The 25,147-nt window shown below is 73.1% G+C and carries 25 protein-coding genes and 1 tRNA gene; 17 read left to right on the top strand and 9 right to left on the bottom strand.

From position 1 onward, the window contains the following. The first annotated feature begins 134 nt into the window (after nucleotides 1–134). Nucleotides 135–1,271: an RNA polymerase sigma factor RpoD gene (rpoD, locus tag TBIS_RS05935; RefSeq protein ID WP_041431263.1), complete on the top strand. Its 1,137-nt coding sequence runs from the start codon at nucleotides 135–137 to the stop codon at nucleotides 1,269–1,271. A 109-nt stretch (nucleotides 1,272–1,380) separates the two neighbouring features. After that, nucleotides 1,381–1,890: a hypothetical protein gene (locus TBIS_RS05940; protein ID WP_013131444.1), complete on the top strand. Its 510-nt coding sequence runs from the start codon at nucleotides 1,381–1,383 to the stop codon at nucleotides 1,888–1,890. A 340-nt stretch (nucleotides 1,891–2,230) separates the two neighbouring features. Here TBIS_RS05940 and TBIS_RS19740 read toward each other — a convergent pair whose 3' ends face one another. Continuing rightward, a complete protein-coding gene (locus TBIS_RS19740; protein ID WP_013131445.1) occupies nucleotides 2,231–2,536 on the bottom strand; it encodes a hypothetical protein in 306 nt (101 codons plus the stop codon). Between the two features lie 148 nt (nucleotides 2,537–2,684). Between TBIS_RS19740 and TBIS_RS05950 the strand changes: the two genes are divergently transcribed. After that, nucleotides 2,685–2,757 (top strand) — tRNA-Asn (locus tag TBIS_RS05950). A 216-nt stretch (nucleotides 2,758–2,973) separates the two neighbouring features. On the opposite strand, the gene galK is transcribed toward TBIS_RS05950, so the two are convergent. After that, the gene (gene galK / locus TBIS_RS05955; protein ID WP_013131446.1) at nucleotides 2,974–4,095 is read right to left on the bottom strand and encodes a galactokinase; all 1,122 of its coding nucleotides are present in this window, start codon (nucleotides 4,093–4,095) and stop codon (nucleotides 2,974–2,976) included. A gap of 72 nt (nucleotides 4,096–4,167) precedes the next feature. Next, nucleotides 4,168–4,905 (bottom strand): GntR family transcriptional regulator, encoded by a 738-nt coding sequence (locus TBIS_RS05960; protein WP_013131447.1) that lies wholly within the window; start codon nucleotides 4,903–4,905, stop codon nucleotides 4,168–4,170. Nucleotides 4,906–5,193: 288 nt separating this feature from the next. Here TBIS_RS05960 and TBIS_RS05965 point away from each other — a divergent pair, with 288 nt between their 5' ends. The 10 genes from TBIS_RS05965 to TBIS_RS06015 all read left to right on the top strand — a co-directional run bounded on the left by TBIS_RS05965 (nucleotide 5,194) and on the right by TBIS_RS06015 (nucleotide 16,782). Beyond that, nucleotides 5,194–6,306, top strand: coding sequence for an ABC transporter substrate-binding protein (locus tag TBIS_RS05965; RefSeq protein WP_013131448.1), 1,113 nt, complete (start codon nucleotides 5,194–5,196; stop codon nucleotides 6,304–6,306). A 20-nt stretch (nucleotides 6,307–6,326) separates the two neighbouring features. After that, nucleotides 6,327–7,865 (top strand): sugar ABC transporter ATP-binding protein, encoded by a 1,539-nt coding sequence (locus tag TBIS_RS05970; RefSeq protein ID WP_013131449.1) that lies wholly within the window; start codon nucleotides 6,327–6,329, stop codon nucleotides 7,863–7,865. Next, nucleotides 7,858–8,817: an ABC transporter permease gene (locus TBIS_RS05975; protein WP_013131450.1), complete on the top strand. Its 960-nt coding sequence runs from the start codon at nucleotides 7,858–7,860 to the stop codon at nucleotides 8,815–8,817. The genes TBIS_RS05970 and TBIS_RS05975 overlap by 8 nt, the downstream gene beginning before the upstream one ends. Next, nucleotides 8,814–9,800, top strand: a complete 987-nt coding sequence (locus TBIS_RS05980) for an ABC transporter permease (protein ID WP_013131451.1) — start codon at nucleotides 8,814–8,816, stop codon at nucleotides 9,798–9,800. The genes TBIS_RS05975 and TBIS_RS05980 overlap by 4 nt, the downstream gene beginning before the upstream one ends. 11 nt (nucleotides 9,801–9,811) lie before the next feature. After that, nucleotides 9,812–10,699 carry a 3-hydroxy-5-phosphonooxypentane-2,4-dione thiolase gene (gene lsrF / locus TBIS_RS05985; RefSeq protein WP_013131452.1) on the top strand — a complete coding sequence of 296 codons (888 nt, stop codon included), beginning with the start codon at nucleotides 9,812–9,814 and terminating at the stop codon, nucleotides 10,697–10,699. Between the two features lie 101 nt (nucleotides 10,700–10,800). After that, nucleotides 10,801–12,456: a glycerol-3-phosphate dehydrogenase/oxidase gene (locus TBIS_RS05990; RefSeq protein WP_013131453.1), complete on the top strand. Its 1,656-nt coding sequence runs from the start codon at nucleotides 10,801–10,803 to the stop codon at nucleotides 12,454–12,456. Next, a complete protein-coding gene (locus tag TBIS_RS05995; RefSeq protein ID WP_013131454.1) occupies nucleotides 12,453–13,964 on the top strand; it encodes an FGGY-family carbohydrate kinase in 1,512 nt (503 codons plus the stop codon). The genes TBIS_RS05990 and TBIS_RS05995 overlap by 4 nt, the downstream gene beginning before the upstream one ends. A gap of 839 nt (nucleotides 13,965–14,803) precedes the next feature. Then, a complete protein-coding gene (locus TBIS_RS06005; protein WP_013131455.1) occupies nucleotides 14,804–15,226 on the top strand; it encodes a hypothetical protein in 423 nt (140 codons plus the stop codon). A gap of 391 nt (nucleotides 15,227–15,617) precedes the next feature. Then, entirely contained in the window at nucleotides 15,618–16,217 is a 600-nt protein-coding gene (locus TBIS_RS06010; RefSeq protein ID WP_013131456.1) for a hypothetical protein, read from the top strand. Further along, complete coding sequence (locus tag TBIS_RS06015) at nucleotides 16,201–16,782, top strand: OmpA family protein (protein ID WP_013131457.1); 582 nt, start codon at nucleotides 16,201–16,203, stop codon at nucleotides 16,780–16,782. The genes TBIS_RS06010 and TBIS_RS06015 overlap by 17 nt, the downstream gene beginning before the upstream one ends. 225 nt (nucleotides 16,783–17,007) lie before the next feature. On the opposite strand, the gene TBIS_RS06020 is transcribed toward TBIS_RS06015, so the two are convergent. From TBIS_RS06020 to TBIS_RS06045, 6 genes are all read right to left on the bottom strand, one after another. Then, nucleotides 17,008–17,724 (bottom strand): hypothetical protein, encoded by a 717-nt coding sequence (locus tag TBIS_RS06020; RefSeq protein WP_013131458.1) that lies wholly within the window; start codon nucleotides 17,722–17,724, stop codon nucleotides 17,008–17,010. Further along, on the bottom strand, nucleotides 17,724–18,593 hold the full coding sequence (locus TBIS_RS06025; RefSeq protein WP_013131459.1) for an ATP-binding cassette domain-containing protein: 870 nt from the start codon (nucleotides 18,591–18,593) through the stop codon (nucleotides 17,724–17,726). The genes TBIS_RS06020 and TBIS_RS06025 overlap by 1 nt, the downstream gene beginning before the upstream one ends. After that, the gene (locus TBIS_RS06030; protein ID WP_013131460.1) at nucleotides 18,590–18,949 is read right to left on the bottom strand and encodes a GntR family transcriptional regulator; all 360 of its coding nucleotides are present in this window, start codon (nucleotides 18,947–18,949) and stop codon (nucleotides 18,590–18,592) included. Before TBIS_RS06030 ends, TBIS_RS06025 begins: the two co-directional genes overlap by 4 nt. Nucleotides 18,950–19,570: 621 nt before the next feature. Further along, the gene (locus TBIS_RS06035) at nucleotides 19,571–20,326 is read right to left on the bottom strand and encodes an SDR family NAD(P)-dependent oxidoreductase (RefSeq protein ID WP_013131461.1); all 756 of its coding nucleotides are present in this window, start codon (nucleotides 20,324–20,326) and stop codon (nucleotides 19,571–19,573) included. Nucleotides 20,327–20,328: 2 nt separating this feature from the next. Further along, nucleotides 20,329–21,786: an MFS transporter gene (locus TBIS_RS06040; RefSeq protein ID WP_013131462.1), complete on the bottom strand. Its 1,458-nt coding sequence runs from the start codon at nucleotides 21,784–21,786 to the stop codon at nucleotides 20,329–20,331. 85 nt (nucleotides 21,787–21,871) lie between these two features. Then, the gene (locus TBIS_RS06045) at nucleotides 21,872–22,453 is read right to left on the bottom strand and encodes a TetR/AcrR family transcriptional regulator (RefSeq protein ID WP_013131463.1); all 582 of its coding nucleotides are present in this window, start codon (nucleotides 22,451–22,453) and stop codon (nucleotides 21,872–21,874) included. 175 nt (nucleotides 22,454–22,628) lie between these two features. Between TBIS_RS06045 and TBIS_RS06050 the strand changes: the two genes are divergently transcribed. From TBIS_RS06050 to TBIS_RS06065, 4 genes are all read left to right on the top strand, one after another. Further along, entirely contained in the window at nucleotides 22,629–23,039 is a 411-nt protein-coding gene (locus tag TBIS_RS06050) for a hypothetical protein (protein ID WP_148231466.1), read from the top strand. Between the two features lie 100 nt (nucleotides 23,040–23,139). Continuing rightward, nucleotides 23,140–23,409: a metal-sensitive transcriptional regulator gene (locus tag TBIS_RS06055; RefSeq protein ID WP_041431271.1), complete on the top strand. Its 270-nt coding sequence runs from the start codon at nucleotides 23,140–23,142 to the stop codon at nucleotides 23,407–23,409. Nucleotides 23,410–23,563: 154 nt separating this feature from the next. Next, on the top strand, nucleotides 23,564–24,157 hold the full coding sequence (locus tag TBIS_RS06060) for a rhodanese-like domain-containing protein (RefSeq protein ID WP_013131466.1): 594 nt from the start codon (nucleotides 23,564–23,566) through the stop codon (nucleotides 24,155–24,157). Nucleotides 24,158–24,236: 79 nt separating this feature from the next. Then, nucleotides 24,237–25,127, top strand: a complete 891-nt coding sequence (locus tag TBIS_RS06065) for a sulfite exporter TauE/SafE family protein (protein ID WP_013131467.1) — start codon at nucleotides 24,237–24,239, stop codon at nucleotides 25,125–25,127. Nucleotides 25,128–25,147 lie beyond the last annotated feature (20 nt).

The raw sequence follows: 25,147 nt of genomic DNA on the forward strand, positions 1-25,147 counted from the left end.
CTTCCCACTTACCGTCAGGTTAAACACGATTTTCGATCTCAATTCGAGGAGCTTTCTCTCTTACCTACAGTGACAAAAATAGGTCTGCCATTTTCTTGTGCTTATACCGCAGACTGTGTTTCGTGGGTGCATCGGTGCTGCCAAGCAGGACGCCATCGGTAGACCGGGTGGCGTACCACGCCGCGAAGGAGAGGACCCGCGGCGGTGTCGCGATCGATGACGTGGCCGTCGCGGCCGACCGAACCGAGCCGTCCGACGACGCGCTGGACCGCGTCGTCCAGATGCTCGCAGACGAGGACCTCGAGGTCCTCGCCGCCGAGGACGAGGACCCCATCAGGTTCGATGAGGAGGACTTCGACTCAGGGGCGCCGACCAACGACCTCGTCCGGATCTACCTCCGTGAGATCGGCAAGGTCCCGCTGCTCACGGCCGAGGAGGAGGTCGAGCTCGCCAAGGCCATCGAGGCGGGACTGTTCGCAGAGGACAAGCTATGTGAGAAGAAGGCCGCCGGGATCGAGTGCCCCGAGCTGGAGGACCTGGTCTGGGAGGGCATCCGGGCCAAGCAGCGGCTCATCGAGGCGAACCTGCGGCTCGTCGTCTCCATCGCCAAGCGGTACGTGGGCCGGGGCATGCTCTTCCTCGACCTCATCCAGGAGGGGAACCTCGGCCTGATCCGCGCGGTCGAGAAGTTCGACTACACCAAGGGCTACAAGTTCTCGACCTATGCCACGTGGTGGATCCGGCAGGCGATCACCCGGGCGATCGCCGACCAGGCCCGCACCATCCGGATCCCGGTGCACATGGTCGAGACGATCAACAAGCTCGTCCGGGTGCAGCGCCAGCTCCACCAGGACCTCGGCCGGGAGCCGACCCCCGAGGAGATCGCCAAGGAGATGGACCTGCCCGTCGAGCGGGTGGTGGAGATCCAGCGCATCGCGCAGGAGCCCGTCTCCCTCCAGTCGCCGATCGGCGAGGAGGACTCCGACCTCGGCGACTTCATCGAGGACGCCGACGCCGTGGTGCCCCTGGAGGCAGCCGCGTTCATCCTGCTCCAGGACCACCTCGACGACATCCTCTCCACGCTCTCCGAGCGGGAGCAGCGGATCATCCAGCTCCGGTTCGGCCTCGCCGACGGCCACCCGCGGACGCTTGAGGAGGTCGGCCGGGAGTTCGGCGTCACCCGGGAGCGGATCCGGCAGATCGAGTCGAAGACGCTGGCGAAGCTCCGCCATCCGACGCGGGCCCAGGTGCTCCGGGACTACCTGGACTAGGCGGCGCGCGGGGGCTCACGGGAGGGCCCGCCCGGGCCCCCGCCGGCATGCCCGCGGCGCGGCGCCGGGTAGCCTGCGGGTATCGACGGTCGCGTGATGGCGGTGGTCCATGGCTCGTTCCGTGCTCTCCCTACTCGGCGGCCGCATCGGGTTCCGCCGGCTGCCCGGTGAGGTGCGCGCCGCGCTCGCGCTCGAGCGGGGCGAACGCGTGCTCACGCACGCCCGGACCTCGGACGGCGGTCACTGCGTCGCCACCACCCAGGCGCTCCACCTGCCGGGCGGCGTCCGGCTGCCGTGGCATCTGGTCGACCGGGCCACCTGGACCGAGGAGGCCCTCACGGTCACCATGACGGACGGCCGGGTGCACCGGGTGCCGGTCGCCGAACCCGGGCTCCTGCCCGAGACGATCCGCGAGCGGGTGACCGCCACGATCGTGGTGAGCCAGTACGTCTCGCTCGGCGACCGGGGCGGGGTCCGCCTGATCGCCCGCCGGGTCCCCGGCTACGACCTGCCGCGCTGGGAGTTCCTCTTCGACCCCGGGCTCGACCCCGCCGATCCGGGCCTGCGCGCCCTCGCCGAGCAGGCGCTGGAGGACGTACGGCGCAGCCTCGGCGTGTGAGGCGGCCGCGGCCCGGCCGCCATGGCGGCCGCGTCGCCGTGATGCGGCCTAGCCGTCCTTGCTCGGCCGGGCGGTCGTGCGGCGGTCCGAACGCGGTGGCCGGCCCGGCCTGGCCTTCGTGGTCCCGCTAACGGCTGTGAAGTCGCCCGTCGTGATGCGGCCCGCCGTCATGCGGCGTCATCGTGATGGGGCCCGGCCGTCGCCGGGCCTTCCGCCGCCCGGATGCGCTCCGGCCGGCTCTCATGGCCCGTCCGGCCCTTGTGACGCGGCACGGCCATATGCGGCGGGGGACCGGCGCGAGCGCCACGGCACCGGTGGGCCGGCCGGCAGGGCCTCCCGGTCAGGTGGCCGGGCCGCCCTCCTCGGCCGCGACGCCCGCGCCGCTCACCTGCCCGGCCGGCATCGGCTCCTCCTCCGTGCGGAGGAACGGCACCGACCCGCCGAACCGGTCCCGGGCGAAGTCCTTGGCCTTGCCGGCCGCCTTCGACGCCTGGGCGCCCACCAGCCCGGCCGCCTCCTGCAGGGTGGGGTTGTCCGCGATCCGCTGGACCAGGCGCTTGATCTGCTCGTAGCGCTCCCGGCCGGCCCGGGCGCCCAGCACGTAGCCGATGGCCAGCCCGGCCGCGAACATGGCCCTGTACCGCATCATCCACCTCCACGCTTCCCTCGCGCTCCTACCCCGCAGGGATCCGACTATCCAACGGGCGGCTCCGTGTCACAACCACCCCGGAAAGTGCGCTACTCTTATTTCGGCACCGCGACCGAGGGCGCAAGCCCCGGAGATGGTGTGGCGATCCCGTGTAGCTCAATTGGCAGAGCAGCCGGCTGTTAACCGGCAGGTTATAGGTTCGAGTCCTATCACGGGAGCGGGTCGAACCCGGCGGGTTCGTGGCGACACGGACCAGCCGGGTTTTCTTTTGCCCGATGTTCCGGCCGGCCGCCATCCGGGTGGGCCGGCCCGCGGGACCGGCAATGGGGCCGCGGCCCGGGCGGTGCGCCGGGTGCCGCCAGTCCGCCGGTGCCATGGGGCGTCCCGGTGGCGTCCGGCCCGGGGCCCGCGCCAGGGCCGTGCCCGGCGGACCCTCAGGCGATCCTGCGGGCTCCGGCGGCCGGGGCGGCCCGGAGGAAGCCCGGTTCGGCCCACCCGCGCGCCGCGTAGGCCTCGCGCACCGCGGCCTCGACGTCCTCCAGCCTGCCCTCGGGGACGAGCGCGAGGACGGACCCGCCGAACCCGGCACCGGTCATCCGCGCGCCCCGCGCGCCTCCGCCGACCGCCGCCTCCACCGCCACGTCGAGCTCGGGGCAGGAGACCTGGAACTGGTCGCGCAGCGACAGGTGCGAGGAGATGAGCAGGGAGCCGAGCTGATCGAGCGCACCGGCGCGCATCAGCCCCACCGCCGCCTGCACGCGGTGGATCTCCGTCACCACGTGCTGGGCCCGGGCGCGCTCGGCCCCGCTCAGCCGCTGCAGCGCGGAGGCGAGGTCGGTCACGTCCCGGAGGGCGGGCACGCCGAGGCGCTTCGCCGCGTTCGCGCACTCCTGCCGCCGCTCGGCGTACCGTCCGTCCCCGAGCGCGTGGCGGACCCGGGTGTCGATGATGAGCAGGCGCAGGCCGTGCTCGGCGGGCCGGAACGGCACCGGCCGGCTCGCCAGGGACCGGCAGTCGAGGAAGAGCGCGTGGTCCTCCCGGGCGAGCGCCGAGACCGCCTGGTCCATGATCCCGCAGGGCACGCCGGCGAACTCGTTCTCCGCCCGCCTGCCGATCCGGGCCAGCTCCATCGGCTCCAGGCCGAGGCCGTACAGGTCGCTCAGCGCGAGGGCGGTGACGACCTCGAGCGCGGCGCTCGAGGCGAGCCCGGCGCCCCGGGGCAGGTCCCCGTCGATGAGGATGTCGGCGCCGCGGACGTCGTGGCCCTCCTCGCGCAGCGCCCAGAACACCCCGGCCGCGTACCGGGCCCAGCCGCGGGCCAGGTCGAGGTCGCCGAGGACCTGGTCCTCTCCCGGCGCCTGCAGCGAGGCGATGCGCACGGTGCCGTCATCGCGCGGTCTCACCGCCGCGGTGATGCCCCAGGGGACGGCGAACGGGAGCACCAGGCCGTCGTTGTAGTCGGTGTGCTCGCCGATGAGGTTGACCCTGCCGGGAGCGTGCCAGACCCCCGCCGGATGATCGCCGTACGCCTCACGGAACGCCTCGACAACCCGCATGAATCCACACTCCGGACATCCTTGGCCTTGCGGGTAGGGTAACCGGCCGCCCTCCCGGTCCCCGGGCGCCCGTCAGCGGATGCCGACGTAGAACCGGATCTGGTCGCTGCGGTGGAGCGCGTAGTAGGCCTCGAACCGGGTGCTGTCGCGCAGCCAGGCGACCGACTCGATCCCGAGCAGCGGGGTGGAGGTGGAGACCTCGAGCATGGCCGCCTGCTCCCGGTTGGGGAAGACCGCCTCGATCCAGCGGTCGGCGCCGGCGGGCTCGATGCCATAGCGCCGGCGGAGCACGTCGTAGAGCGACTGGTTCTCCAGGGAGGCGCGCTCCAGGCCGGGGACGAGGCGGGCAGGTAGGGCGGTGTCCACCAGGAGCCATGGCTGCCCGTCCACGCGGCGCAGCCGGCGCAGCCGTACCACCGGCTCACCCACGGGGATCTGCAGCAGGCGGGACTCGCGGTCGTCGGCCTCGCCCAGCTCCTGCCGGATGGTCTGGGTGGTCACCCGGCGGCCCGAGCCGCGCAGGTCCTCGGCCGATCCCGTCACCGAGCCCACGAAGCGCAGCTCGGTCTTCTGCGGGGAGACGAAGGCGCCGCGGCCTTTGACCTTATAGATCAGGCGCTGCTGGACGAGCTCGCGCAAGGCCTCCCGGACCACGGTGCGCGAGACGCTGTACATGTCGCTGAGCTCCGCCTCCGAGGGAAGCGGCTGGTCGGGCTTGAGCTCGCCGCTCTCGATCTGCGCGCGCAGCGCCCGCATGAGCTGCATCCACAGCGGCTCCGCCCCGTCTCGGTCGAGGCGCGGATACGTCATCGTCACGTCCCCTTCATCGGCTCTCGGCCGCCTTGATCATGCCACGTCTCGCCGCCCCCTGGCCCCGGCCACTTGTAATGACAACACGGATGCCGGGCGCTCGAATGTTGCACCGCGATAACCCGCCTACATCGTAATGAAACCGACTCTTGACACGCTATTAGCACGGTCCTAACGTACCTGTCACTACAGACCTGTAATGACAGGTCACCTACCAGGCCGCCACCACGGGGTGCGCGGGCCTGGCGAGGACATTCCGCTCCGGCGACAGCTCTTTTGGAGACCTCGATGCGTACCCACCCCAAGAACCGGCCGTGGCGTACGGCTCTCGCGGCGTCGGCGACGGCCTTCGCGCTGCTGCTCGCCGCCGGCTGTGGTTCCGCAGGCTCCGGCGACACCGCGGATGCGAAGCAGGCCGAGGGGGACAAGCCGTTCATCGCGCTCAGCAACGGCTTCATCGGCAACGGCTGGCGGCAGACGATGATCGCCAAGTTCGAGGAGGCGGCCAAGCAGGCTCAAGCCGACGGCCTGATCGGCAAGTACAAGGTGGTCAACGCGCCAGGCAACAATTCGGCCACCGAGCAGGTCGCGCAGATCAAGAGCCTGCTCCTGCAGAAGCCGGACGCCCTGCTGATCAACCCGGCCTCGCCGACCGCGCTCCAGCCGGTCATCCAGCAGGCGTGCGACGCGGGCGTCAAGGTCGTGGTCTTCGACTCGGCGATCGACGCGCCCTGCGCCTACATCCTGCAGAACAGCTTCGTCGACTGGGCCACCTACGCGGCCAAGCCCGTGCTCGAGAGCATCGGCGGCAAGGGCAACGTCATCGTCGTCCGGGGCGTGGTCGGCTCGCAGCCCGAGGCCGAGATGTACGAGACCACCAAGAAGATCCTCGCCGAGTACCCCCAGGTGAAGACCGTGGCGACGGTCACCGGGATGTGCGACGGCGCGACCGCGCAGAAGGCCGTGCTCGGCGTGCTCCCCAGCGTCTCCACGGTGGACGCCGTGATCGGCTGCGGTGACGGGTACGGCGTCGCCCAGGCGTTCGCCACCGCCGGCAAGCCGATCCCCGCGGTGACCTTCGAGACCAACGGGCGGGCGCTCAGCTACTGGAAGGACAACAAGATCGACAACGGCTCGGTGGCCGTCATGTCCGACCCCGCCCAGTCGGTCGCCGCGCTGTGGGCCGCGCTCGACCTGCTCGAGGGCCGCGACCTGCCCAAGCAGATGACCTTCCCGATCGTCCTCATCGAGGAGAAGGACCGCGACACCTGGGCGAGCGTGCTCAAGCCCGACGAGTACGCCGCCTGGCCGTGGACCCGTGAGCTGTTCCGCCAGCAGGTCGAGGCCATCAAGACCGGCGGCGAGCCGGTGCAGCCGCCGATCCCCTCCACCACCGGCTGACCTCGGGAGGGCGGAAGCTGATGCGCCTCGACAAGGTCCGGGTGGCGCCGCCCGCGGCGCCACCCGTCCGGGGTGAGGACGGCCGCCGGCCGATCGTCGCCGCCAGGGGCGTGACCAAGACCTACGGGCGCACCCGGGCCCTCGCCGGGGTGGACCTCGAGGTCCGCTCCGGCGAGGTGCTCGGCCTGGTCGGCCACAACGGCGCCGGCAAGAGCACCCTCATGCGGATCGTCGCCGGGCTGGAGGACTGCGACGGCGGGACCGTCACCGTGCACGGGCAGGAGGCGTCCGGCCCGGGCGGCCGCCGCCCCGGCGCGTTCCGGGCCATCCGCATGGCCTACCAGGAGACGTCGCTCTGCCCCGAGCTCACCGTGGCGGAGAACATCTGGGTCTCCTCCCGGCACTGTCTTCCCCGGGCCCGGTGGCGGCGGGCCGCCGCCGAGCGGGTCCGGCGCCGGCTGGACGAGATCTTCCCCGGCCACGGCGTGGCGCCCGGTGACCGGGTGGAGAACCTCTCCCTCGCCCAGCGCCAGATGGTGGAGATCGTCCGGGCCAGCCTCGCAGACCCGTTGGACCTGCTCATCCTCGACGAGCCCACCGAGTCGCTCGGCCCGGACGCGGCGCGCTCCCTCTACGCCTATGTCCGCAGGATCACCGCGCAGGGCGCGGCCGTGCTGCTCATCTCGCACCGGATCCGCGAGGTGCTCTCGGTCGCCGACCGTGTGGTGGTGCTCCGCGATGGGGCCGTCGTCGCCGAACGGCCGGCCGCCGGCCTCGGCGAGAACGACGTGCTCACCCTCATGGGCGCCGAGGTCGCCGCCCCGGCCGAGCGCACCCCCGCGCCCGCCGCGGCCGGCGCGGCGTCCGGCCGCCCGATCGTGGCGGAGCTGCGCCGGGTCACGGCCCCCGGCCTCCGCGACGTCTCCCTCCGCGTCGCCGAGGGCGAGGTGGTGGGCCTCGCCGGGCTCGCCGGCCAGGGCCAGCAGGAGGTGCTCGAGCGGCTCTGGCGCCCGGTGCGGCGGGACACCGTGGCCCGCGGCGCCCGCGCATACGTGCCCGGTGACCGGCAGCGGTCCGGCGTCCTCCCCCTGTGGAGCGTCGGGGAGAACCTCATCGTCTCCGCGATGCGCCGCATGGCCCGGCTCGGGCTGTGCCGCCCGGCCGAGGAACGGGCCGTCGTCCGGAGCTGGGTCGACCGGCTCGCCATCCGCGGCGGCGCCGACGCGATGATCACCGAGCTCAGCGGCGGCAACCAGCAGAAGGTGCTCGTCGCCCGGGCCTTCGCCTCCGGCGCCGACCTGATCCTGCTCGACGACCCGTTCCGCGGCGTCGACGTGCACACCAAGACGGACCTGTACCGCCTCATCCGGCAGGAGGCGGCCCAGGGCCGCAGCATCGTCTGGTACTCCAGCGAGAACGCCGAGATGGCGCACTGCGACCGCGTCTACGTCTTCCGCGCCGGGCGGGTGGTGGCCGAGCTCACCGGCGACGAGATCACCGAGGAACGGATCATCGCCGCCTCGTTCGCCGAGGACGAGGGGGTGGACGGCCATGAGTGAGGCGCTCCTCACCGCACGGCCGGGCCGGGCCTGGGTGCGCACCACCGCCTCGGCCGCGGTGAGCGCCGTCGCGCTGATCGTCATGATCGGCGTCTGCGCGTCGCTCCAGCCGGACGTGCTCAGCGTGACCGGCCTCTCCCTGGTCCTGTCCTCGACCGTCCCCCTCGTCATCGCGGCCCAGGCTCAGATGACCCTCATGGCGGTCGGGGACATCGACCTCGGGATCGGCAACTTCGTCGGCCTGGTCACCGTGATCTCCGCGACCTACCTGGTCACCTCGCCGCTGACCGGGGCGGCCATCCTGCTCCTGCTGGTCGCCGGGTACGCCGTGCTCGGCGCGCTGATCCACCTGCGGCGCGTGCCGTCGCTGATCGCCACCCTCGGCGCGTCGTTCGTCTGGCTGGGGCTCGGGCTCTTCGTGCTGCCCACCCCGGGCGGCTCCACCCCGGATTGGCTCGCGGCCTTCGGGTCCTGGCAGCCCGCCGGGTTCCCCGCGCCCCTGCTCCCGATCCTCACCGTGACCGCGGTGGTCTACCTCCTCACGGTCCGCGGCGCGCTCGGGGTCCGGATGCGCGGGCTCGGCAGCAATCCGGTCGCCCTGCAGCGCGCCGGGGTGAGCCTGCTCGCCGCTCGGGTGAGCGCCTACGCCATCGCAGGGGCGCTTGGCGTGCTCTCCGGCCTCATCCTCACCTCGCAGGCCGGCGGCGGTGACGTCTCGTCGGCCTCCAGCTACACGCTCATGACCGTGGCCGCGGTGATCCTCGGCGGCGGCTCGTTCTCCGGCGGGCGGGCCGTGCCGATCGGCGCCGCGATCGGCGGCGTCACCCTCGGCCTGGTGAGCGTGGTCCTCAGCCTGCTCGACGTCGCCTCCAACATGCAGTCCGCCGTGCAGGGCGTGATCGTCCTCGCGGTGCTCGCCGGGCGGGCCGTACTGGGGAGGACCCTGCGATGAACCCGCGCACGCTGCTGACCCGGCCGTGGATCTGGGGCTTCGCGGCCGCCGCGCTCGTCTGGGCGATCATCTTCGCCATCTCCGGCCAGGGCGGCGGGCAGACCGTCTCCCTCGCCTTCTCCCTCGCCCCCTACCTGGTGATCGTCGGCCTCGGCCAGATGCTCGTCATCACCGCCGGGCCGGGCAACATCGACGTCTCCGTGGCGTCGGTCATCTCGCTCGCCGGCTTCGTCTCGGTGGCCGTTGCCTCGGCCACCGGGTCGGCCACCGTGGGCATCCTCGCCGGCATCGGCGCCGGAATCGCCATCGCGCTGATCAGCACGGTGGCGATCCTCGGCCTGTCGATCCCACCGATCATCGCCACGCTCGCCGCCGGCCTGGTGGCCTCGTCGATCACGCTCTCCATCGCCGACGGGTTCACCGCCGTGCCCGACGCCGGGCTGCGGTGGCTGCTCAACCTCCGGCCGGCCGGGGTGCCGCTCCCCGCCGTGGCGGTGGTCCTCCTCACCGTGCTCGTGGCCCTGGTGCTCCGCCGCACCGTCTACGGGCGGTCGCTGATCGCCGTCGGGCAGAACCGGCGGGCGGCCGAGCGGGCCGGCATCCCCGTGGCGCGGGTCATCGCCGCCACCTACCTGGCGAGCGGCGCGCTCGCCGGGCTGGCCGGGGCGCTGCTCGCCGCCTACATCGCGCCCTCACCCGATCTGGGCACCCGCTACCTGCTCGACTCCGTGGCCGTGGTCGTCATCGGCGGGACGCTCATCTCCGGTGGCCGTGCCGTACCGCCCGGCGTGTGGGGCGCGGCGCTCTTCTTCATCCTCCTCGACGGCCTGGTGAACCTCGTTGGCTGGAGCACCGCCGCCCAGAACCTCTTGAAGGGAGGTCTCGTCCTCTTCGTCCTCTTCCTCGCCGGCGGGGGTGATCGGGTGGTCCGGCCCGCACCCCGCGCCGGCGGTGACCGGCAACTGGAAGCACAGAGATCCTAGGAGAATCCTCAATGCCCGATATCGACGGTCTTCTCGAGGCTCGGAACTTCACCGGCGACCAGACCTCGACCGGTGGCTTCCACGTCAAGGGCGCAAACGCCCAGGACTGGGGCCTGCAGAACCGTCTCTCGCGGATCTTCCGGCCGAGCACCGGCCGCACCGTGATGCTCGCCTTCGACCACGGTTACTTCGTGGGGCCGATGGCCGGGCTGGAGCGGCTCGACCGGGACATCGCCCCGCTCGCCCCGCAGGCCGACGCGATCATGATGACCCGGGGCGCGCTGCGGACCAGCATCCCCTCGGACACCGACGCCGCGGTCGTGCTCCGGGCCAGCGGCGGCCCCAGCATCCTCCGCGAGCTCTCCGACGAGCACATCGCCCTCGACATCGAGGACGCGATCCGGCTCAACGCCGCCGCGCTCGCCATCCAGGTGTTCATCGGCGGTGAGCACGAGTCCCGCTCCGTGGCCAACCTGGCCCGCCTCGTCGACGTGGGCCAGCGGTACGGCATCGCCGTCCTCGGCGTCACCGCCGTCGGCAAGGAGATGGCGCGCGACGCGCGGTACTTCCGCCTCGCCACCCGGATCTGCGCCGAGATGGGTGCGCACATCGTGAAGACCTACTACGTGGCCGACGGCTTCGAGACCGTCACCGCGAGCTGCCCGGTGCCGATCATCGTCGCCGGCGGCAAGAAGGTGCCCGAGCTCGAGGCGCTCACCCTGGCGTACCGCTCCATCCAGGAGGGCGCGGCCGGGGTGGACATGGGCCGCAACATCTGGCAGAGCGAGCACCCCGCCGCGATGCTCGCCGCGGTGCGCGCGGTGGTGCACGACGGCGCCAAGCCCGAGGAGGCCTACGAGCTCTACCAGGAACGGGCGGCCGCCGGCGCCGCATCCTGACCGTCCGATGGCGGCGGCGCCCGCGGTGCACGCGGGGCCGGACCGCCGGACCCCGGCCATGCCGGGTGCCGCCGCCCCGCCATCTCCGGGAGCTTTTCGCCATGTCACACCAACGGCCCGGACGCGACGGCGTGGACGTGGTCGTCATCGGAGCCGGGATCAACGGGCTCGCCGTCGCGCGCGACGCCGCCTCCCGCGGGCTGCGGGTCGTGGTCGTCGAGCGCGCCGACGTGGGCTCCGGCACCTCGAGCACGTCCAGCCGTCTCATCCACGGCGGCCTGAAGTACCTCGAGCGCTACGACTTCAAGCTCGTGCACGAGTCCATTCGCGAGCGGCACATCCTCTTCCGCACCGCGCCGCACCTCGTGCGCGACTACCCGATGCTCATCCCCTTCTACGCCGGGAACAGCAGGCCGGGCCCGAAGATCCGGCTCGGTCTCCTGGCGTTCGACATCATGGCCGGGCCCTGGGGCCGCGGCCTCAGCCGGGGCGTGTCCCCCCGGGAGATCGCCCGGCGCTGGCCGACCCTCTCCCGGGACGGGCTCCGCGGCGGCGCGATCTTCCACGACGCGCAGGTGCCCTGGGCGGAGCGCCTCTGCGTCGAGCTGCTCCTCGACTCCGAGCGGCTCGGCGCCCGGGTGCTCACCCACACCACCGTCACCGGGCTGATCGTCGAGGGCGCCCGCGTCCTCGGCGTGCGGATCAGGGACAACCAGACCGGGGAACAGGGCGAGATCCGCGCCGGCGTCACGGTCAACGCGGCCGGCCCGTGGATCGACCGCGTGCTCGACGGCCAGGTGGCCAGCCCGCGCCTCAACGGCGGCACCAAGGGAAGCCACGTCGTGGTCGACCCGTTCCCCGGCGCCCCCGACACCTGCATCTTCTTCGAGGCCGCCGCCGACCAGCGGCCGATCTTCGTCTTCCCCTGGGCGGGCCGGTACCTCCTCGGCAGCACCGACCTGACCTACGACGGCGACCTCGACGAGGTCGTCGCGAGCGACGCCGAGATCGACTACCTCCTCTCCGAGACCAACCGGATCTTCCCCTCCGCCGGACTGACCAGGGACGACGTGCTCTACAGCGTCGCCGGTGTACGGCCCCTGCCGTACACCGAGGGCGTCAAGGACAACGCCGAGATCAGCCGCGGGCACAGCGTCCACGACCACGCCCCGGCCTACCGCGGGCTGCTCACCGTGATCGGCGGCAAGCTCACCACGCACCGCGCGCTCGGTGAGGACGTCACCGATGCGGTGCTCCGGGTGCTCGGCCGGGGACGGCGGCGCTGCGTCACCCGGCGGCGGCCGCTCCCCGGCGCCGAGGTCGCCGATTGGAAGGCGTTCGCCCGCGATTTCGTGCGCTGGTCGCCGCTCACCAGGGCGCAGTCCACGCGGCTCCTCGACATCTACGGGGTGCGCGCCCGCCGGGTGCTCGACCTCGCCGCGTCCCACCCTGACCTCGCCGAGGTGGTCGACGAGGAGACCGGCGCGCTCGCGGCCGAGGTGGTGCTGGCCGCCCGGGAGGAGAAGGCCGTGACCCTCGGCGACATCCTGCTCCGCCGCACCCTCATCGGGCTCGGCCCCGACATGGGCCTCTCCGCCGCCCGGGCCTGCGCCGAGGTGGCGGTCCGGCATCTGGGCTGGGACGAAGAGCGGGCCCAGGCCGAGATCGCCGCATACGAGGCGGAGGTGCGGCGGCGGTACCGGCCCCGCGTGCTCGCCGCGCAGACGGGAAAGCGCGGTGAAGGGAGGTTCTCGTGACGGCCGTCTGTTACATCGGGGTGGACGTCGGGCTCACCGCCACCAAGGCGGCGGCCTTCGACCCGGCGGGCCGCGAGATCGCCGTCGTCCACGCGCGGACACCCCGCACCAGCGTGACCGCGCACCGGCACGACGTCGACATGGACGGGCTCGCCGAAACGGTCCTGTCGCTGCTCGGGGAGCTCGCCGGCCGGCTCGCCGCCGAGGGGTACGCCCCGGCCGGCATCGGCGTGGCCGGGCACGGTAACGGGATCTACCCGGTCGACGCCGAGCTGCGGCCCGTCGGCCCGGCCATCGCCTCGTCGGACAGCCGGGCCCAGCCCATCGTGGACGCGATCCCCGCCGAGGCGGCCCGGCGGCTCGCCCTGGAGACCGGCTCCATTCCCTGGGCCGCGCAGCCCGCGGTGCTGCTCCGCTGGCTCCACGACCACGCGCCGGAGGCGTACGCCGCGACCCGCTGGGTGCTCTCCTGCAAGGATTGGGTGACCGCCCAGCTCACCGGTGTTCCCAGCGCCGACTACAGTGACGCGAGCGCGTTCGGCATGGTCGCCCTCGACACCCGGGCCTACAGCCCCACCGCGCTGGAGCTTGTCGGGCTGCCCGCGGGCGACCTGGAGCGGTTCCCGGCGCTGCGCCAGTCCGGGGAGGTGGTCGCCGGGCTGAGCGCCCGGGCGGCCGCCCGCACCGGGCTGCCCGAAGGGCTCCCGGTGATCGCCGGGTGCATGGACTGCGTCGCCGCCACCCTCGGCGCGGGCGGCCGCGGGCTCGGCGAGGTGACCATCATCGTCGGGACCTGGGCCATCAACGGCGTCGTGGTCCCGGCCCGCACCCCGGCGCCCGAGGTGACGCTGAGCGCGCTCATGCCCGACCCGGGCACCATGCTCGCCATGGAGGTCGCCCCGACCTCGGCCGCCAACCTCGAGTGGCTCGCGTGCGCCGCGGCGCCGCACGGCGACGCCGGCGTGCCCGCGGCGGAGCTGCTGCGCGAGGCCGCGGCCGTCCCCCCGGGCGCCGAAGGCCTGCTGTTCTTCCCGTTCGTCAACGGGGCGCCGGAGCACCCGGAGGCCTCGGGGACCTTCCTCGGCATCTCCGCCCTGCACCGGCGGGGCCACCTCACCCGGGCCGTGATCGAGGGCGTCGCCCAGTACCACCGCATGCAGCTCGACCGGGTGCTCGCCAGCGGGGCCGGCATCGCCGACCGGCCGTGGCGGCTCGCCGGTGGCGGGGCCCGCTCCGAGGTGTGGGCGCAGATCTTCGCCGACGTGCTGGGCAGGCCGGTGCTGCGCCAGCTCACCAGCGAGCTCGGCGCGCGGGGTGTCGCCTCCCTGCTGCCCGAGGCGCTCGGCCACGACCGCGGGTCCTGGGCGGCCGGTGAGGATCTGTGCGTCCACCCGGGCCCGGACCGGGAGGTCTACCTCCGGCAGGCCGAGCTCTTCGAACGCTGCCTCGGTGGCATGGTCGCCCCGTGGACGGAGGTCGAGCGGTACCGCCGCGCGGCGGACGGGTGATGCCGTGTGCCCGCCCGGCGGCGGAGAAGGGCGGCGCATCGCCCTCGTCCGGTGAGTCACCATGCCGCCGTTCGCCGGGCGGGCATGCCTCATCGCGCGGCAGGCCACGACCCGATCCGTGCCGACCGGGACCCGGCCGGCACGGAGACCGGGCCAGGACGGCACGGCAATACGCCGGTGGCCCGCCGCTGCGCCGCCGGTCTTTCATCGCACTTGTGGTTCTTCACCTTATTTCGCGGTGATTTCGCCGGTGAAACGGTGCGAACCCGGAGACGGTTTCCGCCGTCGGACCCCACAGGGTGCCGAGGGGCGAACTCGCGGAGGCCGGTTCTCCGGGTGACCTCATGAATCGGTCCACACCACCCGGTTGCCCGTCCGCATTCCCTTATCGGTGCCCGTTCTCCGGTCATGCATCGAAAGGGGAGACGCCATGGGGAAGGAACCCGGGTGGTACACCGATAGCCGCGGAGAGAAGCGGTTCTGGGACGGTTCGTCTTGGACCGATCGCGTCAACGATGACAAATGGGGCTGGACCCGGAGCGACCGCGTTCCCTTTGACGGCCCTCCCCGGGGAGAACGCGACCCGTACAAGCCGCCACCGCCGGGGGTGTCCTGGCGCGCGCGGCGGGGGCCGCGGGAGGCGGTGCGGCCGGGGAAGGGCTCGGGTTCCTCCTCGTCCTCATGTTCATCCCGGTCCTCCTGCTCCACCTGCTGCCGGCGTTCCTTTTCTGGTCTACGTCCTCCGCTGGCCGCTGCTGATCGCCTGGGCGGCCATCACCGTCGTCGGCATCCGGCGGCTGATCAACGGGCCGCGCCGGGTCAAGGGCATCGCCAAAGGGGTGGCGATCTGGGCGCTCGTGGGCCTGATCACGGTGAACGGATTCGAGACCGCGTGGAAGACGGCGAATCCGGAGCCGTACGAAGTGAGAATGGCCCGATCAATGCTGGTGGAAATCACCCAGGGCGCCGCCTCGAAAGTGTGCCGGGTCATGCCCGAGGACGAAGCGCGCCGGCTGGCCGAGCACTACGGCGAATCCAGCTGCTACGACACGGTGGTACGGCTGGGCCGGAGGTACCGCTCCTTCGACGAGGAATCCGAAGACGTGGAAATCACCCTGCTGGGCTCCCGCGAGATGTCCGGTGAGCCGGTCGGCGTGGATTCGCTCACCGTGCACCGGGCGCGGCTGGGGGAGAACCTGTTCGGCTGGCGGGAGATCGAGTTCGTCCCCGGTCTGGAGGCCTTGGTGTCGGTGCGCTGGTGACCCGCCCGCGTCGCGCGGTGCGGTCGATGGGATCTGCGCGGCGCACCGATCTCGAGCGGGGCATCCGGTCCGGTGCACCGCGCCGGCCGGGTGGCCGAGCCCTCGCGGGATGCCGATGGCCCGCGACGCCGGGTGGAGCCGGCGGCCTGGGCCGGCCGGCGGAGCCGTGCCGTGGCGCGGGCGGTCCGGCACCGTGGCGTCGGCGGTCTCCTGTCAAGGCAACCTTTTCTCCGGTAGACCCCGATTTGTCATGGCGCCATGGGCCGACGGTAGATTCCCATGCTTGTACCGCATCGCCGGTGTGGTGCAGCCGGACCGCGGCCCGCCGCGTGGCACGGAACCCCGCGAACCCCGGGCCGCGTGATCGAGTCGAGACGGTCAGAGGTGGACGGTGAGACGAACCACGATCATGCCGCTGGTGACCGGATCGGTCCTCGCGCTCCTGCTGGCCGGGTGCGGGGCGCTCGGGTTACCGGGAGGAGACGACACGAGCGCCGCGGAACGGCCCGCCCAGAAGCAGGGGACGAGCGCCACCGCCGCCTCGCAGGACGAGGCCCCGGCCGACCGGCGGAGCGCGCCACCGGACCGGGTGCTCGCCACCCGCACCATCTCGACCGGCAAGACCGAGCTGCGGGTGGAGATCACCGGCCTCAAGCGGGAGGGCAAGCTCACCACGCTGAGCTGGACGGTGACCAACACCGGCGACCGGTCGTGGGACATGTCCAGCAAGCTGGGCGACATCAACGCGAACCTCGGCCTGACGGTCGCGGGCGTCAGCCTGATCGACCGGGTCAACGGCAAGCGGTACCGGGTCGCGCGCACCGGGGATTACCCGAACTACCAGTGCGTCTGCTCCGACTACGACATCGAGACCCACCCCGGGGAGGTCCTCCACCTGTACGCGGTGTTCGGCTCCCCGCCGCCCGAGGTCACCAAGGTCGACGTGGAGATGAAGGCGCTGGGTGTGTTCACCGATGTCCCGATCTCGTGAGCGGTTCGCGGCCCTGATCCTCGCGCTCGCCGTCATGGCCGCCCCCGCCTCCGCCTGGGCGGATCGGGCGGCCCCCACGCCCGTGCCCGAGGACGCGGTCATGCCCGTGGAGGACCTCATCACCCCCGTCGAGGACGTGATCGCCGAGGTCGAGTCGCTCGACGGGACGGAGAGCGAGGAGAAGCAGGGCGAGCAGATCACCCTGGCGCTCACCGCCGACGTGCTGTTCCCCTTGGACAAGGCCACGCTCACGGCCAAGGCCCGGCAGCGCCTGCGGGAGATCGCCGAGAAGATCAAGTCCGACGGCGCCGGCGGCCTGATCCGGGTCGAGGGGCACACCGACGACCAGGGCAGCGACGCCTATAACCTGGCGCTCTCGCGCCGGCGCGCCGAGGCGGTACGGCGGGTGCTCGAGCGGGAGCTCGCGGGCATGAACGTCACCCTGCAGGCCAAGGGGTACGGCGAGAGCCGGCCCAAGGTGCCCAACTTCATCAAGGGGCGGCCCGTGGAGAAGAACCGGGCCAAGAACCGGCGCGTCGAGATCATCTTCACCGCCCGGAGGTGAGGCCCGGACCCGGTCGCGCCGCCCGGGCCGGGCGCTGCCCGGGGGCGCGAGCGGCGGATAGGCCGAGGCCGGCTCTCTGGGACGGCCCGGCCGGTCCTGGCCGATTCACAGGAGCGTGCGGCCCGAACGTTCACAGGAGCGTGCGGCCCGAACGGAGTCCGAGCCGCACCCGGTCACGTGCTGCGCCACGGCCTGCGGCCGAGCCGCTCGACGGGCGCCGATGGCTCAGGCGGTCTGGTTGCGCAGGGGGACGTCGCGGATGATCGGCCAGGTGAGCAGGAGCCCGATGAGGAAGACCCCGGCTCCTCCCACGGCGGGCATCCACGCGGTATCAGGCAGGTCGAAGCGGAACCGGTCCAGGACTCTGAGCCAGCCCACCAGGAACTGCCCCCACGGATCGACGCCCATCGCCCCGTGCGCGAAGGCGATCATCGCCACCCCGGCCGGGATCGACAGGATGCCGTTGCCGCGGAAGCGGTAGAAGGCCGCGCCCATGAACGCGCCCGCGGTGGTCCAGGCCAGGAACTTGATCAGGTGCTCGGCGAACACCAGCGGCACCTGGGTGGGCTCGGTGAACATGTGGGCCCGCCCCAGGGCATGGGGCCAGTCCGCCATGCCGTACAGGACGCTCTCCAGCAGGAAGGAGATCACCAGCAGGGCGGCGAGGAACGGGGCGAAGAGGGCGATGGTGACCGCGCCCTCGGCGGCGAACTGGCGCCGGGTCCGGCCGTGCCCGAGGTACAGCGGCATGTACTCGTGGATCAGGGCGACGCCGACGAACAGCGCGTACCAGTTGGCGAGCTGCGCGGCGACCTCCCAGGCGCTCTGGGTGAGCCGGCCGGTCAGCCCGAGCACGACCGTGATCGCGGTCACGAGCGCCCAGAACGCGACCCACACCAGGAACGCGAAGGCGCAGTTCGCGAGCAGAATCCGTAACTTCATCAGGATGCTCCGTCGGCGGTGAGGTGGGTGAACAGGTCCTGCAGGGGAACGGGGCCGAGCTCCAGGCCGGACTCCTGGGCCTTGCGGCGCCGGGCGTCGTCGAGCTCGCCGTAGACGGTGACGGACTTGGTCGGCCCGAGGGAACGGCTGCCGAGCACCTGCATGCCGGCGGTGAAGCCGTCCACCAGGGCGGCGGGGCCGGTGACGGAGGTGCCCTTGGACAGCAGCGTGTCCCGCTCTTCGTGGATGACCAGCCGCCCCTGATGGATGATCACGACCTCTTCGAAGAGCCAGCTGACCTCATCGATGAGGTGCGTGGACATGATGATCGTGCGCGGGTGGGCCAGGTAGTCGGCGAGGAGCTGCTCATAGAAGAGCTGCCGGGAGGGGGCGTCGAGGCCGAGGTGCGCCTCGTCGAACATGGTGAGCGGCGCCCGTGAGGCGAGGCCGACGACGATCCCCATCGCCGAGCGCTGCCCCCTGGACATGTTCTTGACGCTCATCTTCGGGTTGATCTTGAACAGGTCCAGGAGCGAGCGCGCGAATTCGCCGTCCCAGTTCGGGCGCAGCACCTCGGCATAGGACAGTGCCTCCTCGCCCGTGCCGATGGTGACGGTCTCGCCGGTCTCCCGGGTGAGGCTGATCCGCGAGGTGACCCGGGCGTTCTCGAACACCGGCTCCCCGTCGATCCGGACCTGCCCGGAGGTCTGCTTGCGGAAGGCGGCGAGCACCGACATCAGGCTGGTCTTGCCCGAGCCGTTGCGGCCGAGAAGCCCGTAGATCTTGCCTTCCTCGAGGGTGAGGGTGATGCCGTCGAGGGCGGTGACGTCGCCGTAGCGGAGGACCAGGTCCTCGAGCTCGATCCTCACGAGTCCTCCAGTTCCTCGATGCGCCGGATGATGTCGCGGAGGGGGATGCCGACGGCCTTGGCCTCGGCGACCATGGGGTCCACGACCTCGGTGAAGAAGGTCTCCCTGCGCTTGGCCCTGAGCCTTTCGCGCGCGTCCGGGCTGACGAACATGCCGATCCCTCGCTTCTTGTAGAGGACGCCTTCGTCGACCAGCTGCTGGAACGCCTTGGCCGCCGTGGCCGGGTTGATCCGGTAGAGGGCCGCGTACTGGTTGGTCGACATGACCTTCTCGTCGCCCTTGAGCGCCCCGCTCATGATCTCGGCTTTGATCCGGTCGGCGATCTGCCGATAGATGGGGCTCCGGTCGTCGAGCATGGCACCTACTTAGTGAGTTCATTACTTATGTAATGAACCATAGAGGTAAGGAACCGGCCCGTCAACGGCGGACCTGTGATCGCCGCGGCCGCGCGGTCTGCGGTTCCCTGGCTCGCGCGGCCGGTCGGCAGGGGGCGATCCGGCCTGCGGGACGTGACGGTCCGCCCCGGCTCGTACCTGCTCAGCGGGCCGCGTCGTCCGGTACGGCGGGCCGGGTCGGGCCGTGGCGACGGTGTGCCGGATCAGGGGGAGTGGGAGCCGGTCTTCTCCCGGGCGGTGAGCCATCAGGGGCGTGGCGGAAGTCAGGTGGGAGCGGCATGCCCGGCGCGCCCGCCCACCGCGGCCGCCCCCGGCATGGGCCGCGGTGGGCGGGGGATGTCATGCGCCGCCGGCGCCGCGCACCGGCGCGCCGTGGCCTGCGCGGGTGGGCGGCCGGGCGCGAGGCGGGCTCCGCGGGTGCGCGCCGGGGAGGCCCGGCGGGCGGCGCGGGCACGTCCATTGGAGTGCGCGCCACCGTGGGAGAAGCCCTTGGGCGCGCCACCTGCCGGAGAAGGCCGCGTGCCGTGACCGCCGGGTCGCGGGTGATCGGTGTCTTGGGGAGGCGGCTGGGGAGGCGGACGCTCAGGCGGTGGCGCCGCCGTCGAGCACGAGGTCCTGGCCCACGGTGAACGCGGACTCCTCCGAGGCCAGGAAGCGGACCGCGGCGGAGAACTCGGCGAGCGAGCCCACGCGCCCGGCGGGCAGCTCGCCCTTGACGCGGGCCGCGCGGTCCGCCTCGGTCTCGCCGGGGCGCAGCGACATCGGGGTGTCGAGCGGGCCCGGTGTGACCGCGTTGATCCGCACCCCGTCGCGGATGCACTCGAGCGCCGCGGTGCGGGTGAGGGCGCTCACGGCCGCCTTGGCGGCGCCGTACGCGGCGAGGCCGGCCACCCGCAGGTACGGGCCGACGACCGAGCTGACGTTGACGATCGTCCCGCCGCCGGGCTGGGCGCGCATCGCGGCGATCTCGTACTTCATGCAGAGGAAGACGCCGTGCACGTTGGTGTCGAACACCGCCCGCCAGTCCTCCTCCGGCATCTCGGCCACCGGGCCGGCGAACAGCACGCCCGCGTTGTTCACGGCGACGTCGAGCCGGCCGTACCGCGCGACGATCCGGTCGACGAGGGCGGCGACGTCCCCGGCCCGGCGCACGTCGGCGGTGATCGCCTCGGCCCGGCCGCCCTCGGCCTCGATGGTCGTGACGGTCCCGCCGAGCGTCTCCGCGGTCCGCCCGGCGACGATCACGGTGGCGCCCTCCCGGGCGAAGTCCCGGGCGGCGACCCGGCCCGCGCCGGTCCCGCCCCCGGTGACCAGGACGATCTTGTCGGTGAACCTCATGATCAGGCCTCCTTGCGGTGCGTGTCGGTGCGCGTGGCGATGGCGGCGAACGCCGCGGTGAGGAGGAAGGCGGCGCCGGCCACCCCGAAGGCGAGCGCGTAGCCGCCCGTCACGGCGGCCGCCGGGGAGACGGCCCCGGTGCACCCGCCGGTGACCCCGCCCGGGCAGCCCAGCGCGGCGGTGCGGGCCGAGGCGATCGCCACCAGTACGGCGAGCCCCACGGTCGGCCCCACCTCCATCGCGGTGTTGATCAGCCCGCCGGCGATCCCGGCCCGGTGCGGCGGGGTGCCGGACATCCCGATGACCGTCGCCCCGGCGAGGGCGAGCCCGGATCCGGCGGCGAACAGCGGGAGCGCGGTGAGCACGATCGCGGGCCACGGCGTGTCCGGGGCGAGGAGGGCGAGCGGCGGCATCGCGGCGGCGGCGATCAGCAGCCCGGCGACGGTGGCGGCGCGCGGCCCGAACCGGCCGATGACCCGGGCGGCCACCGGGCCCATGCCGACGACGAGCAGGTTGGGCAGGAACGCGGCGCTGGTCTGCGCCGCCGACAGGCCGCGGACCTGCTGGAAGTAGAGCGAGAGGAAGAACATGGTCGCCGCGCTCGCCGCCGCGGTGAGCAGGATCACCGGCAGGGCGACGCGGCGGGCGCGGTCCACGAGCATGCGCGGGGGCAGCAGCGGCCGGGCCGTACGCAACTCCACGGCCGCGAAGGCGGCGAGCAGGGCGAGCCCGGCGGCGGCCGGGGCGGGGCCGGGGGCGGTGAGCAGGCCGTGGCCGAGCAGGATGAGCCCGCCGGTGCCGAGCAGCGCCCCGGGCAGGTCGAGCCGCTCCCGGCCGCCCGCGGCCGCGTCGGGGCGAGCGGTGCCGGGGGAGCCCGCAGCGCGGGCGCCGGCGCGGCGGAGGGACCGGGACAGCGTCCCGGCGGCGGCGACCGCGACCGGGATGAGCAGGCACCAGCGCCACGACCCGAGGCTCGCGACCAGGCCGGAGAGCAGGCTGCCGCCGACCGCGCCGCTCACCGAGAGCGTGCCCCACACGGCGAGCGCCCGGGCCCGCTCCGGCCCCTCCGGGTGGACGCGGGTGACCAGCGCCAGGGCGGCGGGCGCGGCGAGCGCGGCCCCGGCGCCCTGGGCGAACCGGGCGGCGAGCAGCACCGGATAGGCCGGGGCGAGCGCCCCGGCGACCCCGGCCACGCCGAAGAGGATCAGGCCGGTGCGGAGCGTGCGGTGCGGGCCGCGCAGGTCGGTGAGCCTGCCGCCGAGGAGCAGCAGGCCGCCGAACGCCAGGCCGTAGGCGGAGCTGAGCATGGCGAGCCCACCCTGGGTGAGGCCGAACTCGCGCTGGATCGCGGGGAGCGGGACGGCGAGCAGGGTGATCGCGGCGATCAGCGCGACCTGCACCGCGCCGAGCAGCGGGAGGACGGCGCGGCGGGCCCGATCGCCGGTGGTCACCGGGGTCATGTCGGCCCCCTAAGTTACCCGACAGTTCATTCCAGAATCAGCGCACAAAGAAGGGATGGATGAGCATGAGCAAGGCGAGAGGTGGCTAGCCGAGCAGGCGCAGCGCCTGCGCGGCCGCGTCCCGCAGCCGGGCCGGGTCGGGGGAGCCCTTCGCCATGATCCGCAGCCCTTGGAGCACCACGAGGAGGAAGCGGCCCAGCGCCACCGGGTCGCTGTCCGGGCCGAGCTCCCCCTGGGCCTTGGCGCGGAAGAGCGCCGAGGTCAGCGCGGCCTCCAGCGCCGCCCAGCTCGACTCGACGAACCGGGTCACGCTCGGATCCTTCGGCAGCAGCTCGGCCGCGGCGTTGACGATCATGCAGCCCCGCCGCCGGGAGTCGGCGATGCCCTCCTCGGCGTACAGCTCGACCAGGGCCCGGATGGCGGGCAGCGCCGGCCCGGGCTGGGAGAGCGCCTCGATCGGGTTCGGGGAGCGCGTCCGCAGGTAGCGGTTGAGCGCGGCCAGGTACAGGTCGTGCTTGCCGCCGAAGGTGGCGTACAGGCTGGCCCGCGCCACCCCCAGGTGCTCGACCAGGTCGGCCATGCTGGTCGCCTCGTACCCGCGCTCCCAGAACAGCTCCAGCGCGGCGTCGAGCGCGGCCTCCGGGTCGAACTCCTTGCTCCTCGCCATGCCGTGACGGTAACACTTTCCAGAACGATCGGTCAAGAATGAGCCGCCGCGCACCGCGGGAGTCCGGCGTGGGCCGGGCGGCGCGCGGTGGCGGGGCGGGAGGCGGGACATCACTCGCCCCGATGGAGGTGGGGTGCGGGACATCACCGCGGCCCGGGGCGGGTAACGGTCGGGCATGCGAGAACCCGAAGGCATGTCCGGACCGGACCATCGGCGGCCCGCCGGACTCGACGACGTCACCGTCGACGCGCTGGGCAGCTTCAGCAAGGCGCTGGAGACCGTCCACCGGGCGCGCGGGCACCTGTACGCGTTCCACCAGCTCACCGGGACGGCCGACTTCGAGCTCGACAACACCGTCGCGCTGCTCCGCCTCGCCGGGCACGAGGAGTGGGCCGCCCGGATCGAGCGCGAGCTGATCGGCCGCGATGTGATCGCCGGCCGGTGGACGTACCAGCTCGTGGAGGAGTACGACGACGGGTACTACGCGGTGTTCCAAGACCTGGAGCGCCAGGTGCGGGAGCGGCTCGCCGGTGGGCGCCGCCACCTGTACGAGGCGGAGCTGCGCCGCCGGCGGCGTCCCGGCTGACCGGCCGGTGAGCCCGCGTACGGCCCGGCCTGGCCGCGCCCGGCCGTCCCGGGATCCGCCGGCTTTGCCGTTCTATACCCCTGGGGGTATATTGACGGGCATGAGGATGAACGAGGCCATGGTGGGCGACGCGCTCACCCGCCTGCGGCGCGCGCACGGGCAGCTCGCCGGGGTGATCAGCATGATCGAGGCGGGGGAGGACTGCGTCAAGGTGCTGACCCAGCTCGCCGCGGTGTCCAAGGCGCTGGACCGGGCCGGCTTCAAGCTGGTCGCGAGCGGCCTGCGGTACTGCCACGCCGCGCGGGAGCGCGGGGAGGAGGCCCCGATCAGCGAGGCCGAGCTGGAGAAGCTCTTCCTGGCGCTGGCGTAGCCCGATCCCGCCGCCGAGCGGTACGGCCTTTTTCATCGCTCGAATATACCCCCAGGGGTATATGCCGCCGACCGGCCGGCCGACCCGTGGCCGGCGCGGGCCGGGCCTCGCCGGGAACCGGGGCCCGCGCGCGAGGAGAAAGCGAGGGAGACCGATGACCGAGGATCGTCCGCCGTCCACCATCGACGCCGTCACCGCGCGTTCCCTGATCGCGTCCAACCCGGACGTGCTCGTCGTCGACGTGCGCACCCCGCGGGAGTTCGAGACCGCGCACATCGAGGGCGCGATCAACCTGCCGCTCGACCAGGTCGACGCCCATCTGCAGCGGATCGTCAAGGACGCGGGCGGCACGCTGCTGCTGGTCTGCCAGTCCGGCGGCCGGGCCGGGAAGGCGCGGGAGAAGCTCTGCGGCGCGGGGCTGCCCGGTGCCGTGGTGCTCGAGGGCGGGATGAACGCGTGGATCGCCGCGGGTGGGCCGGTGATCCGCGGCAAGCCGCGCTGGAGCCTCGAGCGCCAGGTGCGGCTGGTCGCCGGCGGGATCGTGCTCGTGTCCATCGTGGCCGACCTGTGGCTGCCGGGGGCGCGGGTCGTGGCCGCCCTCATCGGCGCGGGCCTCACCGTGGCCGCGCTCACCGACACCTGCCTGCTCGGCATGCTGCTCGCCAAGCTGCCGTACAACCGCGGGCCCGCGGTCGACCCCGAGCGGGCGCTCGCCGCCATGCGCCGGCCCGCCCGGGCGAAGGGCTGACCGCGATGCCGCCGTGCCGTACGGCCGGGCCGGCGTGTGCCTCCCGCATACCCCACCGGGTATATAGGGAGGTGGCGGGATGATCGCGCTGGCGCTCGCCGCCGCCGTGGCGGTCGGCGTCACCCTCGGCCTCTTCGGCGGCGGGGGATCGATCCTCACCGTTCCGCTGCTCGTCTACCTCGCCGGGGTGCCGCCGAAGGCCGCGATCGCGACCTCGCTCTTCGTGGTGGCGGTCACCAGCACGGTAAGCGCGATCGGCCACGCCAGGGCGGGGCGGATCCGGTGGGGGACCGGCCTGGTGTTCGGCGCCGCCGGCATGGCCGGCGCGTACGCCGGGGGCCTGATCGGGCCACACCTGCCCGAGGCATGGCTTCTCGCCGGGTTCGCCTTGATGATGGTGGCGACGGCGGTCGCGATGATCCGCGGGCGGAGGGCGCCCGCGGCGCGGTCCGCCCGGAAGCGGCGGATCGGGCACGTGATCGCCGAAGGGGTGGTGGTCGGCGTGGTCACCGGGCTGGTCGGGGCCGGCGGCGGGTTCCTCGTGGTCCCCGCGCTGGTGCTGCTGGGCGGCCTGCCCATGGACGTCGCCGTGGGCACCTCGCTGATCGTCATCGCGATGAAGTCGTACGCCGGGCTCGCCGGCTACCTGCACGGCGTCGAGATCGACTGGGCGCTGGCCCTGGCGGTCACCGCGGCGGCCGTGCTCGGCGGGCTGCTCGGCGGCCGTCTCGCCGGGCGGGTGCGGGCCGACCGGCTGCGTAAGGCCTTCGGATGGTTCGTGCTGGTGATGGGCGCGGTCGTCCTCGCGCAGCAGGCGCCGTCGGCGCTCCCCGGCTCGGCGCAGGCCGCCGCCGGGCTGCTCACCGCCACGGTGGCCCTGGCGGCCGTCGCCCACGCGATCCTGCGGCACCGGCGCGGCGGTGCCCGGCCCAGGCCCGCGGCGGAGTCACCGGACCCCGGCGGCGGGTGAGACCCCGATCGGAGGAAGGA

It is taken from the genome of Thermobispora bispora DSM 43833 (assembly GCF_000092645.1).
GTDB lineage: Bacteria > Actinomycetota > Actinomycetes > Streptosporangiales > Streptosporangiaceae > Thermobispora > Thermobispora bispora.